The 16102-nt window shown below is 40.4% G+C and carries 16 protein-coding genes and 1 pseudogene; 11 read left to right on the top strand and 6 right to left on the bottom strand.

Annotated features, from left to right (window positions below; all coding sequences use genetic code 11):
- Window positions 1-13 precede the first annotated feature (13 nt).
- Genes BGM26_RS17610 through thrB form a run of 3 tightly spaced genes read left to right on the top strand, consistent with a single transcriptional unit; the run spans window position 14 to window position 3299 of the window.
- The gene (locus BGM26_RS17610; protein ID WP_217041529.1) at window positions 14-1312 is read left to right on the top strand and encodes a homoserine dehydrogenase; all 1299 of its coding nucleotides are present in this window, start codon (window positions 14-16) and stop codon (window positions 1310-1312) included.
- The gene (thrC, locus tag BGM26_RS17605) at window positions 1309-2370 is read left to right on the top strand and encodes a threonine synthase (RefSeq protein WP_217041527.1); all 1062 of its coding nucleotides are present in this window, start codon (window positions 1309-1311) and stop codon (window positions 2368-2370) included. The genes BGM26_RS17610 and thrC overlap by 4 nt, the downstream gene beginning before the upstream one ends.
- On the top strand, window positions 2367-3299 hold the full coding sequence (gene thrB / locus BGM26_RS17600; RefSeq protein ID WP_217041522.1) for a homoserine kinase: 933 nt from the start codon (window positions 2367-2369) through the stop codon (window positions 3297-3299). The genes thrC and thrB overlap by 4 nt, the downstream gene beginning before the upstream one ends.
- 141 nt (window positions 3300-3440) lie before the next feature.
- On the opposite strand, the pseudogene BGM26_RS17595 reads toward thrB, so the two are convergent.
- Window positions 3441-3736 (bottom strand): annotated as a pseudogene (locus BGM26_RS17595) (NifU family protein).
- A gap of 116 nt (window positions 3737-3852) precedes the next feature.
- On the opposite strand from BGM26_RS17595, the gene BGM26_RS17590 reads away from it, so the two are divergent.
- Window positions 3853-4179 carry a YuzD family protein gene (locus BGM26_RS17590; protein WP_217041521.1) on the top strand — a complete coding sequence of 109 codons (327 nt, stop codon included), beginning with the start codon at window positions 3853-3855 and terminating at the stop codon, window positions 4177-4179.
- Between the two features lie 70 nt (window positions 4180-4249).
- On the opposite strand, the gene BGM26_RS17585 is transcribed toward BGM26_RS17590, so the two are convergent.
- Window positions 4250-5317: an NAD(P)/FAD-dependent oxidoreductase gene (locus tag BGM26_RS17585; RefSeq protein WP_217041519.1), complete on the bottom strand. Its 1068-nt coding sequence runs from the start codon at window positions 5315-5317 to the stop codon at window positions 4250-4252.
- Window positions 5318-5906: 589 nt separating this feature from the next.
- On the opposite strand from BGM26_RS17585, the gene BGM26_RS17580 reads away from it, so the two are divergent.
- Window positions 5907-6143: a YuzB family protein gene (locus BGM26_RS17580; protein ID WP_217041794.1), complete on the top strand. Its 237-nt coding sequence runs from the start codon at window positions 5907-5909 to the stop codon at window positions 6141-6143.
- 85 nt (window positions 6144-6228) lie between these two features.
- On the opposite strand, the gene BGM26_RS17575 is transcribed toward BGM26_RS17580, so the two are convergent.
- Window positions 6229-6939 carry a DUF2225 domain-containing protein gene (locus tag BGM26_RS17575; protein ID WP_217041518.1) on the bottom strand — a complete coding sequence of 237 codons (711 nt, stop codon included), beginning with the start codon at window positions 6937-6939 and terminating at the stop codon, window positions 6229-6231.
- A gap of 335 nt (window positions 6940-7274) precedes the next feature.
- Here BGM26_RS17575 and BGM26_RS17570 point away from each other — a divergent pair, with 335 nt between their 5' ends.
- Window positions 7275-7637, top strand: a complete 363-nt coding sequence (locus BGM26_RS17570; RefSeq protein ID WP_217041516.1) for a HesB/IscA family protein — start codon at window positions 7275-7277, stop codon at window positions 7635-7637.
- Between the two features lie 255 nt (window positions 7638-7892).
- On the opposite strand, the gene BGM26_RS17565 is transcribed toward BGM26_RS17570, so the two are convergent.
- The gene (locus BGM26_RS17565) at window positions 7893-8888 is read right to left on the bottom strand and encodes an NAD(P)/FAD-dependent oxidoreductase (protein WP_217041515.1); all 996 of its coding nucleotides are present in this window, start codon (window positions 8886-8888) and stop codon (window positions 7893-7895) included.
- A gap of 390 nt (window positions 8889-9278) precedes the next feature.
- Between BGM26_RS17565 and BGM26_RS17560 the strand changes: the two genes are divergently transcribed.
- The 3 genes from BGM26_RS17560 (at window position 9279) to BGM26_RS17550 (ending at window position 12310) form a co-directional block, all read left to right on the top strand.
- Window positions 9279-10496, top strand: coding sequence for an NAD(P)/FAD-dependent oxidoreductase (locus BGM26_RS17560; protein WP_217041513.1), 1218 nt, complete (start codon window positions 9279-9281; stop codon window positions 10494-10496).
- Between the two features lie 571 nt (window positions 10497-11067).
- On the top strand, window positions 11068-11391 hold the full coding sequence (locus BGM26_RS17555; RefSeq protein WP_217041512.1) for a YuiB family protein: 324 nt from the start codon (window positions 11068-11070) through the stop codon (window positions 11389-11391).
- Window positions 11392-11593: 202 nt separating this feature from the next.
- Window positions 11594-12310 carry a 3D domain-containing protein gene (locus BGM26_RS17550; RefSeq protein ID WP_217041510.1) on the top strand — a complete coding sequence of 239 codons (717 nt, stop codon included), beginning with the start codon at window positions 11594-11596 and terminating at the stop codon, window positions 12308-12310.
- 127 nt (window positions 12311-12437) lie between these two features.
- On the opposite strand, the gene BGM26_RS17545 is transcribed toward BGM26_RS17550, so the two are convergent.
- Window positions 12438-13226: a cobalamin-binding protein gene (locus BGM26_RS17545; protein ID WP_217041508.1), complete on the bottom strand. Its 789-nt coding sequence runs from the start codon at window positions 13224-13226 to the stop codon at window positions 12438-12440.
- A 14-nt stretch (window positions 13227-13240) separates the two neighbouring features.
- Entirely contained in the window at window positions 13241-13717 is a 477-nt protein-coding gene (locus BGM26_RS17540; RefSeq protein ID WP_217041507.1) for a divergent PAP2 family protein, read from the bottom strand.
- Window positions 13718-13983: 266 nt separating this feature from the next.
- Here BGM26_RS17540 and BGM26_RS17535 point away from each other — a divergent pair, with 266 nt between their 5' ends.
- Window positions 13984-14361 carry a DUF309 domain-containing protein gene (locus BGM26_RS17535; protein ID WP_217041505.1) on the top strand — a complete coding sequence of 126 codons (378 nt, stop codon included), beginning with the start codon at window positions 13984-13986 and terminating at the stop codon, window positions 14359-14361.
- 60 nt (window positions 14362-14421) lie between these two features.
- Window positions 14422-15933 (top strand): leucyl aminopeptidase, encoded by a 1512-nt coding sequence (locus BGM26_RS17530; protein WP_217041504.1) that lies wholly within the window; start codon window positions 14422-14424, stop codon window positions 15931-15933.
- The last annotated feature ends 169 nt before the right edge of the window (window positions 15934-16102 follow it).

The following is a 16102-nucleotide window of genomic DNA, read 5'->3' as shown; positions in this document are numbered from 1 at the left end:
AGGGGAATAAAAAATGGAGTCAATCTCAATCGGCTTATTAGGGTTAGGAACAGTAGGTTCAGGAGTCGTGAAAATCATTGAGAATCATCAGGATAAGCTTATGCACCAAGTAGGATGTTCAGTGAAAGTGAAAAAGATCCTTGTAAAGGACTTAGATAAAGGTCGGGCTGTTCATGTAGATCAGGCGATGCTAACAACCGATCCAGAAGATATTATCAGTGATCCGGAAATCGATGTAGTCATTGAAGTAATTGGAGGCGTAAACGAGACAAAACAATATATAAAAAAGGCATTAATTAATCGAAAACATGTGGTAACGGCTAATAAGGATTTAATGGCTGTCCACGGCGCGGAGTTACTGACAATTGCTTCAGAGAATGGCTGTGATCTTTTCTATGATGCGAGTGTTGGGGGCGGAATTCCGATCTTAAGAAGTCTTGCAGATGGACTAGCATCTGACCGGATTACAAAAATGATGGGAATCGTCAATGGAACGACCAATTTTATTTTAACTAAGATGAGCAAACAAGGAAGCGCCTATGAGGAAGTATTGAAGGAAGCGCAAGAGCTTGGTTATGCAGAATCAGATCCGACAGCTGATGTGGAGGGACTCGATGCAGCGAGAAAAATGGCAATCCTATCCACACTAGGATTTTCGATGAAAATTGATTTGGATGATGTGAAAGTAAAGGGGATTACGGGGATTACGGAAGAAGATTTACAATATGGGAAACAACTAGGCTATGTGATGAAGCTAATCGGGATTGCCGACAGAGAAGGTGAAAAAGTGGAGGTTAGCGTACAGCCTACGCTATTGGCAGAATCTCATCCGCTTGCATCTGTCAATGATGAATATAATGCGGTTTATGTACACGGTGAAGCGGTTGGTGAAACGATGTTTTATGGACCAGGAGCTGGAAGCCTGCCAACAGCCACAGCCGTTGTTTCTGATCTCGTCGCGGTCATGAAAAACATGCGTCTTGGTGTAAATGGAACAAGTGCTGCGACTCCACAATATGAAAAGAAATTAAAAGCGGCAAATGAAAGCTATTCAAAATATTTCTTAAGGTTGCATGTCAGAGATGAAGTCGGTGTGTTTGCCAATATTACTTCTATCTTCTCTGAGCACCATGTTAGTTTTGAAAAGATTCTTCAATTACCACTGAAAGATAAAGACCTTGCTGAGATTGTTCTGGTTACTCATCAAGCATCTCTACAAGATTACGAGGATATTTTAGTAAAATTAAGAGATTTGCATGCCGTTAAGACAATCGAGAGTTCTTACAGAGTGGAAGGAAGTGCAAACGTATGAGATGGGAAGGATTATTAAAAACATATAAAGAATTTTTGCCTATAAATGAAAATACGCCATTACTTACGTTAAATGAAGGAAATACGCCTTTAATCAGACTCGATAAATTATCAACAGAATGGGGAATTGACCTTTATGTAAAAACGGAGGGTACGAATCCAACTGGTTCTTTTAAAGATCGGGGAATGGTTATGGCTGTAGCGAAGGCAAAGGAAGAAGGCAGCGAGACGGTCATCTGTGCTTCTACAGGGAATACCTCTGCAGCGGCAGCGGCTTATGCTGCAAGAGCAGGGATGAGATGCATTGTCGTTATTCCAGAAGGGAAAATTGCCATGGGTAAGCTTGCTCAGGCAGTCATGTACGGTGCAGAAGTCATTTCCATTGAAGGGAACTTTGACGATGCATTAGCAATGGTTAGAAAGATAAGCGAGACAGAGCCTATTACGCTAGTAAACTCGGTTAATCCTTACCGCCTTGAGGGTCAAAAAACAGGTGCTTTTGAAATTTGCGACCAGTTGGGGGGCGCACCGGATATTCTTGCTCTTCCAGTCGGGAATGCCGGGAATATTAGTGCTTATTGGAAAGGTTTTAAAGAATACCATGAAGGGAAGGATACTGGACTTCCGAAGATGCATGGATTTGAGGCAGAAGGCTCAGCAGCGATCGTCCATGGGAAAGTATTTGAAAACCCTGAAACGATCGCTACTGCGATCCGAATCGGCAACCCTGCAAGCTGGCATTTAGCGACGGCAGCCTTGGAGGAATCAGGTGGCAGAATTGATGAAGTAAGCGATGAGGAAATTATTAGCATGTACCGTAAATTAGCGTCCACAGAGGGGATTTTTGCTGAGCCGGCTTCATGTGCTTCGTTGGCAGGAATCTATAAACAGCTTCGCAATGGAGATATCCCGCATAAAACAAGAGTTGTCGCTATTTTGACTGGAAATGGTCTGAAGGATCCGAACGTAGCGATTGATTGCAGCCCGATTAAGCCAGTTTCATTGCCAAATGATGAGCTTGCTGTTGCTGAACACATAAAGGGAGTTGTCCATGTATGAGCGAGGGTGAAATGCTCATCATCAAAGTTCCCGGAAGTTCTGCCAATCTAGGGCCTGGCTTCGATTCAATTGGATTAGCATTGAATGTCTATTTAACCTTAGAGGTAGTCAGAGCGGAAAACTGGGAGATCGTCCCTTTATCAAAGCATTTAGCGATCTACCCGAAGGATGAAACGAATTTTATCTTTCAAATTGCAATCAAAACGGCTAAGAAATATAATCAAAAGCTCCCGGGCTGCAGAATCCAGGTAACAAGCGATATTCCCCTTGCAAGAGGGCTCGGTTCCAGCGCTGCAGCGATTGTAGCAGGAATTGAATTAGCGGATGCATTGTGCGGGCTTGAATTGACGAAGCAGGAGAAGCTAGAATTAGCATCTAGGATCGAGGGACACCCGGATAATGTAGGAGCCTCCTTATTGGGGGGCTTGGTCATCGGCTGCCAATCTGAAACTGAAGTTAGTGCAGAAGCCTTCCACCATCTTGCAATGGACGTCGTTGCCGTCGTTCCTAAAGAAGAACTTTTGACGAAAGAATCAAGGGGCGTATTGCCTGACAATTTTTCATATAAAGAGGCTGTTCAAGCAGGGGCTGTTGCGAATGTCCTTATTGCGTCCTTATTAAACAGCAACTTTACTTTAGCAGGGAAAATGATGAAGGCCGATTTATATCATCATCCTTATCGGAAAAAAATGGTCCCCCATCTTGCTGTAATTGAAGAGAAAGCACCAAACCTTGGTGCATTTGGGGTGGCTCTAAGCGGCGCGGGTCCAACTGTACTTTGTTTGGCGGAAGCAGGCAAGGCACCCGGGATTGCAGCAGGCTTGCGCAATATCCTCCCGGAAATGGAATACCTTTGTTTAGAAATTGACCAGATCGGCAGTAGGGTTTATTCATCACAGACAAACGGGATGAAAGGTGTCCATGCTTAGCATGTTTATAAAGCCCGAAAACACCTCCCATGGGAAAAAGTGGTCCTCATGAAGGTTCAGTCAATATATTCAATAAAGAAAAAAAGCGATGTCCACAAGACATCGCTTTTACATTGCTCCAAGCTTTATACGCTATTCTAATTAGAATACTTGCTCCACTTCTACTACGCCTGGCACTTCTTCTAAAAGGGCGCGCTCAATACCGGCTTTTAAAGTGATGGTTGAACTCGGGCAAGTACCGCAAGCTCCTAATAAGCGAAGTTTAACAATCCCGTCTTCTACGTCAACTAATTCACAGTCTCCTCCATCGCGTAGAAGGAATGGGCGCAATTTATCTAATACTTCTTGAACTTGTTCGATCATTGTTGTTTGTTCTGCCATTGAAATCTACTCCTTTCTTTATCCTTATTATAATCATTTTGGTTATAAAAATCTATTTAAAGAGACCGATTTCCTTCTAACGGAAGAACTTTCTTAAGTTTTTAGTATCATAATGTTGTAAAATGAAATTTAGGTACTGTTTGATTCATTTTCAGAAAAAAAGGGGGAAAAGATGATGAATAGACAAGTAGAAATAACTATTTATGGAGCAGAGGTGCTTTGCCCAAGTTGTGTAAACCTGCCTTCTTCAAAAGAAACCTACGAATGGCTAGGAGCAGCTCTTACTAGAAAATATCCAAACCAACCATTTCAAATTTCATATGTTGACATCCATAATCCACCGGAGGATGCTGATAAGAAAAGCTATGCTCAAAGAGTAATTGATGAGGACATGTTTTATCCGGTCGTATTAATTGAAGATGAAGTGGTAGGAGAAGGAAATCCTAAATTGAAAACGGTTTATGCCGAAATGGAGAAGCATGGGTATAAACCAGAATAAGAAAATAGCTAATCCCTTAGACTAAAAATGGGTCTGGATGTAGAATCCAGACCCGTTTTTTCTTTTATCTTTACCCTCTATGATGTTTATACATCCACAATATACCTGATTTTAGAATACGTGCTACACGGCCGGTGATTGCTCGGTCAGCAACCATTCCGAATCCATGCCTTTTGCCTAAAGATCCAAGTACTCCTTTAAGTTTAATTTGCGGTAAAGACTCTGGTAGTTCTTCACCTTTCCAACGTTTTAATAGGATTTGAACAATTTGCTCGGCCTGGCCTTCTGCAAGCTGGGCACTAGGTGCATGGGGCAAGCTTGCACAGTCACCGACAACATATACATGTTCATTATTAGGAATGTTATGGTGTTTAGTAAGAATGACTCGGCCTTGTGGATCCTTTTCGACTTCCATATCGCGAACAACTTGATTCGGCTGAATTCCTGCAGTCCAAACGATGGCATCGCATGGTACAGGCTCATCGTGGTTATAAAGAACGTTCTCTTCTACACGGGTAACATTGGAATGACTTATAATTTCAACACCATGGGTATTAAACCAGTTTTCTACATACAAGCTTAGTCTTTCAGGGAATGCAGATAGGATATGACTGCCCCTGTCAAATAATTTTATTTTTAAATCCGGTCGGCTTTCATATAGTTCTGACGCCAATTCAACACCGCTTAAACCAGCTCCGACGATCGCTACGACTGAGCCAGGAATTAAGTTATTTAATGCCTGATAGGTGGCACGTGATTTTTCAATCGTCTGGATACTGTGGGTATGGATATCTGCACCAGGAACATTATGGTATTTATCTTCACAGCCTAGACCAATGATTAAGTCATCGTATGAGACTGGACTTTCGTCTTCCAGCAGCACTTTTTTTTCTTCAAGATTAACTCCGGAAATCTCCCCATACTTAATATTCAGTCTAGGATGCTCTGGATAAGTTACCCGCACATCCTGATCAGATATCGTACCTGCTACTAAGGCGTAATATTCAGTTTTTAAACAATGGTAAGGTACGCGGTCAATTAATGTAATTGATACATCTTCCGGAAGGTGATTTGGCAAAAGGCGGGCAAGCGCTCTCATTCCTCCATAGCCTCCGCCGAGTATCACGAGATTCTTCATTTTGTAATTCCCCTTTATATCGATTCTAAAAAAAGATTATTTGAAAAATAAAATATTGTAACATTATTTCGATAAATGTAAAACAATTAACCCTAATCCACTAAAAAGTATAACTAAATTGTGACCAAACCACAACACTTATAAGGTAAGAACTTGACAAGTTTCGACAGAACGTGTTAAAAGCCCAGTTCCAATGGCAAAAGAATCGTAATGGAAAAACGGGAAAAAGGTTCGCCCTGCAGAGGTAAATATTATTGCGGATTTCAATGAAAAAAGGTAGCATTATTTTAAAAGAAAGTATAAGCTTTTTGAAGTTAGATAACTGTCTAGCTCCAGGCGCCATCGGCTCGAGGTCATAAGGGTGTCTAGTTGCGGCTCCTAGGGACTCGAGTCATAAGCCAAACCCTCCAGAAGGCAAAGGACGCCTTCCTGCAGGGCTTGTCTTATGCTGTCGTCCCTGAACAGTCGCCTCTCATTTCGGTCAATCCGTCCAAAAGGTTAAAGAACAACCTTTTAGCCGGCTCGTCTTATGCTTGTCGCCGATAATCGGGCGCCTTGCGCTTTTCTTAGTAAAGAGGTGATAGTAGTGATAAAGCCAATCATCGAATTTTGTTTCAGCAACCTAGCTAGCGGATCGCAAAAGGCATTGGAGATTTTAGAAAAGGACTATGATCTTGATGTGATTGAGTACGGCTGTCTCGGCTATTGCGGAAAGTGTGCAGAATCCCATTTCGCACTCGTAAATGGGGAAGTGGTTACTGGTAGTACACCAGATGAACTGGTCGAAAATATATATCAATTTTTAGAAGAAAATCCGATGTATTAAATTTAAAAAATCCCCTTTGTGAAAAGCACTCCAATTGTTAGATGGTGTCTAACAATTGGGGTGCAGTTCATTGGCAGGGGATTTTTTAGATAATTTCCTGTACTTCCTGTGCCGCTTTTTGACCTTCACGAATGTCGTACCATCGATCTCTTGCCATATCAATGATTCCCGATTCAATCGTCCGGCTTTGCTGCTCGATCACCTTCGAAAAGAACTTGACTGCTTGTTCAATTTGATTGGTCCGTCGTGATAGCTCTCCAATCAAATAAAGCAATCTTACTTCTGATACTTGGGTTCCTTTAAAATCGTCAGCCATATATGATTCTAAATAATCCTTAATGGCTAGTTTCATAAACCGCTGTTCCTGATTTTCATTCTCAATGCTTCGATAAAGCCATGCGATCCGTAAATACATTCCTGCTAGAGTGATATGCTTTTCTTTTTTTAACAACCCGCAATAAACGGCTAATTTATACGTTTTAATCGCATCGGCAATACTTCGTTTTTGACCGAAGTCATGCGGAACCCATTGGGAACATACTTTTGAATCAATCACTTCTAAAGCTCCGGGTGGGAAATAGGGTGTAAAATCATCTGTCGAAGAAAAACCGCATTGAGGGCAGACGTTCACATGATACAAAATTGGATTGTTCTCACTAAGGGAGTAAACTGGGCAAAAGTCTGTATCGTAGCTAGAAACTTTAATAAATCTGGAACGGAGTTTATTTGTAGTAAAGGACTTTTTGCACATTCGGCACTCACACTTTTTGTCGTAGTTGGCTTCAATTTGAGTCACCGAACCCACCTCCTAGGTATAAAGATTTATTTTTACAGAAGGAATACATAATGCATTTATACTATTATTATACTCGATTATATGATAAAAGCACTAATGTGTTGTTATAGATTATGAATCTTAAGTGAAAATTGTGTGATTCCGATTAGTTGAGGATGGCGGTGTTAGTGTATATACTGGAATGAGGAGATGTTAATTTTTCAATCTCTGTACTCAAAACTCGTTATCACTTCAAGGTGAGGGGCGAAAGATGGAGATTAAGAAATCGACGATTTGAAAGTTTCACTTTATGTGATTGGCATTAAGCAGGCTTAAAAAGCAAGGAGGGAAATAAGATGAAAGAGGTTGTTATCCTGACTGAAGCAGCTGCATTACAAATTAAAGAAATGATGAAAGCAAACGAAGAGGAGAATTCCTTTTTACGTGTTTCTGTAAAAGGCGGCGGATGCAGCGGCTTATCATATGGAATGGGTTTTGCACATGAAAAAGAAGAGAATGATGACCAATTCGAGCAGCATGGAATCCATATTCTTGTCAGCAAAGAGGATGCAGCGATCCTTCAAGGAACAAACATTGACTATAAACAATCCATGATGGGTGGCGGATTTACGATCGATAACCCAAATGCGATTGCGTCTTGCGGATGTGGTTCATCCTTCCGTACAGCTACAAATACTGGAACACCAGAAGATTGTTAACATCAATTAGTTGAACTGGCTGACAAATTGAAGATTTGGCTGATAAAGTAGTAAAACTGGCTGACAAATCGAAAATTTGGCTGATAAATTGGTATAACTGGCTGATAAATTGAAAAGTTCCCCGATAAACCAGCAATACTAACCGATACTCAAATATTACAAACAAAAAGTGTGTGCCAAAGGTTTGGCCTTTGGTACACACTTATTAATAAAGACTGTTTTCGAATAGAATTGGTCTAAATTTAAGAAAAGAGCCTAGTTAAATAAAGAAGTACTATGAAGAGGCTGAACTTTTGCTTTAGGGTCAATGTAAGCCTTTGCATTATTAATAGCAGTAGGCGCTTCACCAAAGCCACAAGCGATTAACTTAACTTTTCCTTCATATGTGCAAATGTCGCCTGCCGCATAAATCCCAGGGACCGCTGTTTCCATTTTCGAATTGACAACGATTGAGTTCTTTTCAATTTCGAAGCCCCATTCTTTAATAGGACCAAGAGAAGAAACAAAGCCATAGTTAACAATTACAGCATCGACGTCGATTACTACTTTTTCTTTGTCGTTTACGCCTTCAATGACAACTTGCTTGATCCCGTCATTGTCGCCTACTAATTCTGCAGGAACATATGGTGTCTTAATGTCAACTTTTGAATTTTGCAAATTCTCGACGCTGTGTTCATGGGCGCGGAATTTGTCACGGCGGTGAATAATAGTCACTTTTTCAGCGATTGGCTCAAGCATTAACGCCCAGTCAACAGCAGAATCGCCGCCGCCAAAAACAACTACTTTCTGTCCGGCAAATTGATTTAAGTCGTCGATAAAGTAATGAAGATTTTTGCTTTCATATTGTACTGCACTATCCAGTTCGAGTCGACGCGGTTGGAATGCACCGTTACCAGCTGTAATAATGACTGTTTTCGAGTAATGAATTTCTTTATTTGTCGTTAGCTTGAAGATGCCATCGGCTTGTTTTTCAACCTTTTCTACAGATTGTTCTAGAGCTGTAGCAGGCTCGAATTTAGCCATTTGTTGCTTTAGATTGTTAACTAACTCTTGAGCACGGACCTTAGGAAAACCAGCTACATCATATATGTATTTTTCTGGATATAACGCAGATAATTGGCCTCCGAGTTGCGGCAGGCTTTCAATAATTTTTACCGAAGCTTGTCTCATTCCTCCGTAGAAAGCGGTAAATAAACCAGTAGGCCCCCCGCCAATGATGGTTATATCATAAATCTTTTGATCTTCTTTCACTCGTTATCCCCCCAATAATATTGTTCAATCCCACAATTTATAATAACATAAATTCACATAAAGCTCACTCTTTCATAGAAAGATAATAAGGAGAAAAAGATATCTAAACATGCATTTTTTCGTCGGGGATAAGACGGAGAGAAAAGTTTGAATTTTAAAAACATATTAAACACACTTTTAAGCTTGAAAAACATTTGGAAAAAGAATATCATGTACTGTAGGTATAATGTTAATATTATGTGACAAATTTATAACAATTTTTTGTCGCTTCTAGTGAAGTGCATCACAATCTATTTATATTTTGCCAAATAAAATATAAAGTAAAAAGCGGCGGAATCAGAACTGTTGAAAACATTTGAAAATACTTATAAAAAGGTGGAAGTGATCACGGTGAGAAAGCCAAAAATCGTTATTTTAGGTGCAGGTTACGGTGGACTTATGACTGCGACTCGTTTACAAAAAGCTGCAGGAGTTAATGAAGCTGATATCGTTTTAGTGAATAAGAATGAATACCATTACGAAACAACTTGGTTACATGAGGCGTCTGCTGGAACGTTGCACCATGACCGGGTTCGATATGATATTAAAGATGTAATTGACCGGAATAAGGTCGATTTTATTCAAGATATAGCAGTCGAAATTAAGGCGGATGAGAAAAAGGTCATTCTAGAGAATGGCGAAGTTGATTATGACTATTTAGTTGTTTCCCTTGGTGGAGAGTCAGAAACGTTTGGAATTAAAGGATTGAAAGAATATGCGTTTGCGATTGCGAATGTCAATGCAGCTCGTCAAATTCGTGAGCATATCGAATATCAATTTGCTATTTATAATACAGAAATTGAGAAAAAAGATGAGCGTCTCACGATTGTTGTTGGTGGCGCTGGATTTACAGGAATTGAATTCCTTGGTGAATTAGGAAACCGTATTCCGGAACTATGCCGTGAATATGATGTTGATTTCCAAAAAGTAAAAGTTATTTGTGTGGAAGCGGCACCAATGGTACTTCCAGGATTTGATCCTGAGCTTGTCAATTATGCTGTTGCTCACTTAGAGAAAAAAGGCGTTGAATTCCGCATCGGTACGGCAATTAAAGAAGCTACACCTGACGGAATTATCGTTGGCAAAGGTGATGAAGAGGTAGAAGAAATCAAGGCAGGAACGGTTGTATGGGCTGCTGGTGTACGCGGAAATGCAATTATTGAGAAATCAGGCTTGGAAGCGATGCGCGGCCGTGTGAAAGTACAGCCGGATTTAAGAGCGCCAGGTCATGACAATATCTTCATCATTGGTGACTGCTCGCTAATTATTAATGAAGAGATTAACCGTCCGTATCCTCCAACAGCACAAATTGCAATGCAGCAAGGAGAAGTATGTGCGCGAAACCTTGTTGCGTTAATTCGCAATAAAACTGAACTTGAAACGTTTACACCGGATATTAAAGGAACAGTTTGTTCGCTTGGTGAAGACGATGCTATTGGTGTTGCTTTTGGTAAAAAAATGTACGGTTCAAAAGCTTCCTTTATGAAGAAAATGGTTGATAACCGTGCTCTTTATATGATTGGCGGACCATCCCTCGTTATGAAAAAAGGGAAATTCAATCTAATTTAATTTTGGGGCACTTTCACATGTGGGAATTGCGGAAATGGGTCAGGCTTTTTTAGCTCTGGCCTTTTTTCATTTGCCTATATTAAGCGATTAATGTTGATTATTAGCCTTTTGCATGCGAAAGGGTTTTATTCGGAACGAATAATGTAGAGTGCTGTTATACATAAAGCAGCTTAAACGCTAACAATATTTATTGAAAAAGCCTTTTATATAAAGGCTGTTTTCGTAAACTTTGTTGCTTTTTTTAGTATGATTTTATTTGAAAATCTGAGTTGATTGGAGCGGAGGGCACTTGACTCCTCGAAAATGCTATCGCATTTCCTTCGTGCGTGGGCAGATTCAAGGATGTAAATGCAGTATCCTGCGGGAAATAGAGGGAACGAGAGACCCCACAGGCGGTAACGCCGAGGAGGCTCCCGTCCCTCCCCGCGGAAAGCAAGTGCCCGTAGTAGAAATCAACGGGCAAACTTTCAAGGTTAAAATCAACAATATATGCGAAAAGAGCCTATTTAAATAATTGACTCCCTAATATACATTCAGTACACTAAATATTGATGTTAAGGGGGAATTAATGATGCAAATGACTATTTTCGTATTACCGATTTCCATGCTGCTTTTCTTTGTGTTATTTTTTGGAATTGGTTTTATATTAAATATGCTACTAAGAATGTCTTGGATTATGGCAATCATTTATCCGATTATTGCGATTTTAATTATTGATAAGGTCCGGTTTATCGAATATTTTACAAATAGTAAGGAATCCTTTTCAAGCCTGGGCACTGAGTTATCAAGTCTTGCGATTGCAGATGTGCTTATTTTAAGCAGCGGCATGGCAGGAGCTATTGTAGCGGGAATTACGATTAAATTCCTCCGCAAAAAAGGGTATCAAATGTTTTAAAAAACTGGAATCTCTGCTTTTAGCAGGGATTTTTTTTATTTTTTTGAAATATTACCTTAAATGTCTACAGCCCTAGAGAATAAAGGGTTTTTACTCGGAAAAGAATTCAATTTGGGACTTTCTGTATCCGATTGCTATTCTACCCATGAATATTTCTTTGAAAGTTGGGAAATGAATATTCTTGGGAGGAGTGGTAGATAATATGAGAAGAATAAAAAATTGGACAAAACGAACAATCATGTCAGCTTTATTTTTAGCAGCGCTATTAACAACCTTTCAGTCTATTTCCGGAGTAGAGGCAAAATCACTCGTGAATTATTATTTTAACCATGATGAAATAAACATAAGTAAACAATCGGATCCAAATAGATTTGAACATACATTCAAGTCCGTTGGGATCGCATTTAAAAATTTAAAGCGCGTGGCTAAATTGGAGCAGATCTCTTCTAGTAAAGCGGTTGTGGGACAGCCAAAAACGTTAGAGGAATCAATTGATTGGACGAAATATCCGGCTAAACAGGTGATTGCAACAGGCTATACTGCTTTTTATGAATCAACAGGCAAAAATCCGGATCATCCTGGATTCGGCATTACATATTCAGGCGTGAAGGTAAAAAGAGACTTATATTCGACGGTAGCTGCCGATTTGAATGTATTTCCAATTGGAACCATTCTTTTTGTGCCTGGTTATGGGTATGGTGTAGTCGCTGACAAGGGTGGGGCTATTAAAGGAAATAAAGTAGATCTTTATTATGAAACAGTTGATGATGTATATAACCTATGGGGTAAGAAAACACTGGATGTCTATGTTGTGGAAATGGGCGACGGCTCGCTGACAGAAGATGAATTACATGCCTTAAACGAAAACGAATCCATGCAGGTTTTCCGTCAGCAGTATACTAAGTCCGAACGGAAATAGTCGAGGTGACAGGTACCACTCGAATTTTGTTGAATAAACTTTAGAGTCGAGATGATGAAGGGGCGGGAAACATCAGGATAGAAAAAAGAGGACCATTCCGATTATTTTGGATTGTCCTCTTTTTTACTTAATGAATTAAAGCAAATTCTTCTGGATGAATTTGCTTTGCGAGTCTGACGGCTCCCTTGAGCAAACGAGGAGAAGGTCTGCAATATAGTTCTTCTTCTAGAACAAGAATCCGGTTCTGTTTGACAGCTTCCAACCCCGCCCAGTTTGGTCGCTTTAACACAACCTCTGGATTGACTTTCTCTTTTCTCACCCCGACCCAGGCAAGACAGATATAATCAGGCTTGCGCTTATACACATCGTCCCAATCCGTTTGAACACTTGCCAGTTCAAGATCATGAAATAGATTGCTCGCACCTGCTAGCTCGCTTATTTCCGTCAGCCAATTGATTTTACCAGGGGTAAAGACTGGCTTTGGCCACCATTCCCAGTAAAGCGAAGGCTTTTTCTCTATTTTTGCGGCAATTTGCTTTAACTCTTCCATTTGCGTGCGGAAATGATGCGCTGCTTTTTGGCCAGCTTCAGGTTGACCCAACGCTTTCGCTGTAATTATTAAATCATTTTCAATGTCAGCTAAGCTTTGCGGATTTAAAATAATATGGGGGATTTTCCGTCTAACCAACTCATCCACGTTTTTTTCCATTCCAGGTACGCTTAGTGAAGCAAGCACTAAATCAGGTTTTAACTCTTCCACTTTGTCCATATGAATGGATAAGTCCGGCCCTAATCGCGGAAGGTTCTTGATTTGTTCAGGCCAGTCAGAATAATCATCAATGCCAACTAGCATGTTTGTAAGCCCTAGATATTCGACTATTTCGGTATTGCTTGGGCAAATAGAGATAATTCTCAATCATATCACACCTATTAAGAAAATATATAATGAAGACTAAGAGTTAGAAGAATCCCGGTTAACCCGCCAAAAAAAACCTCAATTGGCTTGTGCCCGAGCAGTTCTTTCAGCTCTTTCCGTTTTTCCTGTTCAGCTTTCTTCTGCCACACCTTTGCTTCTTCAACAAAGCGGTTAAAGTCTGATACTAACTGATTTAACACGATGGCTTGTTCACCCGCCTGCCTGCGTACTCCGGTTGCGTCAAACATTGTAATGATCGCAAATACAGCGGACACGGCAAACACAGCTGAATTCATCCCTGTTTCCAAGGCAACCCCTGTTGAAAGCGCGGTTACAGCTGCGGAGTGGGAACTAGGCATTCCCCCTGTACTTGTAAGCAAGGACCAATTTAGCTTTCCCGTAGCGATAAATTGAATTGGGACTTTTACAAATTGGGCAAAGAAGATAGCTGCAATTGCAGACCAAAGAGGAAAATTCATCAATAATTCCATTTAGAAACCACCTTTAAATGTCTAGCTTCGACGTACAGGACGTACTAGTGTCGACGTTGCCACAGGATAAGGAAAGCTTCGTCAGAATAATCATCGCATGAAGAAAAAGTGCTCTTCTTTTTCGAGGACGTGGCGTTCTTAGTCGACCAGGCGCCTTGCACTTTTCGAAAAGTTTGCAAAAACATGCTCAATTGAAGCCCCTTTGTTAAGATGATAATAATAATTCAGTAAGAGTGCAAATGTTTTTTCAAGAGGAGTTGAATAGGTTGGGAGAATATCCGCTCGAATATTACAATTTTTTCGTTAAATTTAATGAAGGGGATTATTACACTTGCCACGATCTTCTCGAAGAAATGTGGATGACAGATAAAGGGAATCTATTTCTAAAGGGTTTACTGCAAATGAGTGTGGCTATCTATCATTATGAATATGGAAATGTAAAGGGTGCCAGATTAATGATGAAAGCAGCCCATGACTATTTGCAGTCCTACCGGCCAGAGCATTGGGGACTTGACCTTGAGCATGTATATTCATTTATTGAAAAATGTTTAATTATATTTCCGGGTGATATTGACCGTATCCCTTTTGAGGAAGTGGATACACTTCCGCAATTGCCGAAATTAATTTTGTATCTAAGTGATTAGTTATTCGAAAGATTTTCTCCTTTCCGATATAATAAAAGCAATAATTATGGGGGTGAATGAATGTTTAAAGTTAACAAAGAAATGAACTATTCGGCAGATCATGAATGCTTGATCATCGGTTTATTCGAAAAGCCGAATAAATTTGCGGGTGTTCTTGCTGATGTTGATAAACTTTTTGATGGACAGTTAACCGAGCTTGTAAGGAGCGGTGATCTTTTAGCAAAGAAAAAGGCGTTGTCGAAAGTACATACATTTGGAAAAATTGGTGCAAAACGATTATTTGTCGTCGGGCTTGGCCGGGAGAAGGATTACTCTTTCGAAGTATTGCGTGAAGCGATTGGGAAATCATTTAAAACGATCAAAACAGCCAAACTCAAAGATGCGGCTGTTTTTCTTGATTCTTTTATAAATGAAAATGTGGATGCGCTAGATGCGGCTCATGCAGTTAGTGAAGCGTTTGCTTTATCAACCTATCGTTTCGAAGGATATAAACAAAAATCAAACGAACCTGAAATAGAACTGGGGAACATTGCGATTTACTGTGAATCGGCAGATGAAGAGGATGTGAAGGCTTCATTAACGGTTGGATTTGCTTATGGAAAAGGCACGAACTCGGCTCGTACTCTTGTCAATTTGCCAGGGAATATGTTAACAGCAACAGATATGGCAAACTATGCACTCGAATTGGCCTGGAAATATGATTTCGAAACGGAAGTCCTAGAGAAAGAAGACATGCTCAAGCTCGGAATGGGCGCATTATTAGCGGTAAACCAAGGCTCGGCTGAACCGCCAAAAATGATTGTCCTAAAATATCAGGGGAAAGATGAATGGAAGGATGTCATTGGATTAGTTGGAAAAGGAATTACCTTTGATACAGGTGGCTATTCTATAAAAACAAAAGATGGGATTGTGGGGATGAAGGCCGACATGGGCGGAGCCGCGGCTGTTCTCGGTGCAATGGAAATCATCGGTGAATTAAGACCAGAGCAAAACGTAGTCGCAGTTATTCCATCAACAGATAATATGGTAAGCGGAACAGCTTTAAAACCTGATGATGTAATTACTTCGCTGAGCGGGAAAACAATCGAAGTTTTGAACACAGATGCAGAAGGACGCCTCGTTCTTGCTGATGCTGTGACATATGCAAAGCATAATGGAGCTAATTATCTTGTGGATGTTGCTACATTAACAGGCGGTGTAATTGTCGCCCTTGGAAACGACACGACTGGCGCTTTAACAAACAATGAGGCTTTATTTGAGCAAGTGCTGGAAGCATCTTATGAAGCGGGAGAACCGATTTGGCGCTTGCCTATCTTTGAAAAAGATAAACAAAGAGTCAGAAACAGTAAAATTGCTGACTTGAATAATTCGCCAGGACGTGAAGGCCATGCCATCATGGGGGGAGCCTTTGTAGGAGAATTTGCCGAGGATACCCCATGGGTGCATCTTGATATTGCTGGAACGGCAACGACTCGCAAAGACCATGAACTGGGCCCATCAGGCGCAACAGGCGTAATGGTTCGTACGCTTGCATTGCTTGTTGAAAGATTTGAGGTAACTGAATCGAAATAATAATAAAAGCTCCGGATCATTCCGGAGCTTTTATATGTTTGGTTTTCATTTTCCGGAATTAGGACCAAGTTGTGAAAAAATTCGCTACAAGATTATTCGAAATGGAGAAAAATAGATAGGAAAAATAGAATCCTTATTTCCAAGGGACATGGAGTGATGGAGAAAAAGG

Origin of the sequence: Bacillus sp. FJAT-29790 (assembly GCF_019039215.1) — a bacterium.
In the GTDB taxonomy this organism is placed as follows: Bacteria; Bacillota; Bacilli; order Bacillales; family Cytobacillaceae; genus Cytobacillus.
The sequence above is the reverse complement of the archived record's forward strand: the minus strand, read 5'-3'. Positions and strand labels throughout refer to the sequence as shown.

What these genes read in the sequence shown, in the direction of transcription:
- BGM26_RS17610 (WP_217041529.1), top strand. Translation starts at nt 14, where the DNA reads ATGGAGTCAATCTCAATCGGCTTATTAGGGTTAGGAACAGTAGGTTCA.
- thrC (WP_217041527.1), top strand. Translation starts at nt 1,309, where the DNA reads ATGAGATGGGAAGGATTATTAAAAACATATAAAGAATTTTTGCCTATA.
- thrB (WP_217041522.1), top strand. Translation starts at nt 2,367, where the DNA reads ATGAGCGAGGGTGAAATGCTCATCATCAAAGTTCCCGGAAGTTCTGCC.
- BGM26_RS17590 (WP_217041521.1), top strand. Translation starts at nt 3,853, where the DNA reads ATGATGAATAGACAAGTAGAAATAACTATTTATGGAGCAGAGGTGCTT.
- BGM26_RS17585 (WP_217041519.1), bottom strand. Translation starts at nt 5,317, where the DNA reads ATGAAGAATCTCGTGATACTCGGCGGAGGCTATGGAGGAATGAGAGCG.
- BGM26_RS17570 (WP_217041516.1), top strand. Translation starts at nt 7,275, where the DNA reads ATGAAAGAGGTTGTTATCCTGACTGAAGCAGCTGCATTACAAATTAAA.
- BGM26_RS17555 (WP_217041512.1), top strand. Translation starts at nt 11,068, where the DNA reads ATGCAAATGACTATTTTCGTATTACCGATTTCCATGCTGCTTTTCTTT.
- BGM26_RS17550 (WP_217041510.1), top strand. Translation starts at nt 11,594, where the DNA reads ATGAGAAGAATAAAAAATTGGACAAAACGAACAATCATGTCAGCTTTA.
- BGM26_RS17540 (WP_217041507.1), bottom strand. Translation starts at nt 13,717, where the DNA reads ATGGAATTATTGATGAATTTTCCTCTTTGGTCTGCAATTGCAGCTATC.
- BGM26_RS17530 (WP_217041504.1), top strand. Translation starts at nt 14,422, where the DNA reads ATGTTTAAAGTTAACAAAGAAATGAACTATTCGGCAGATCATGAATGC.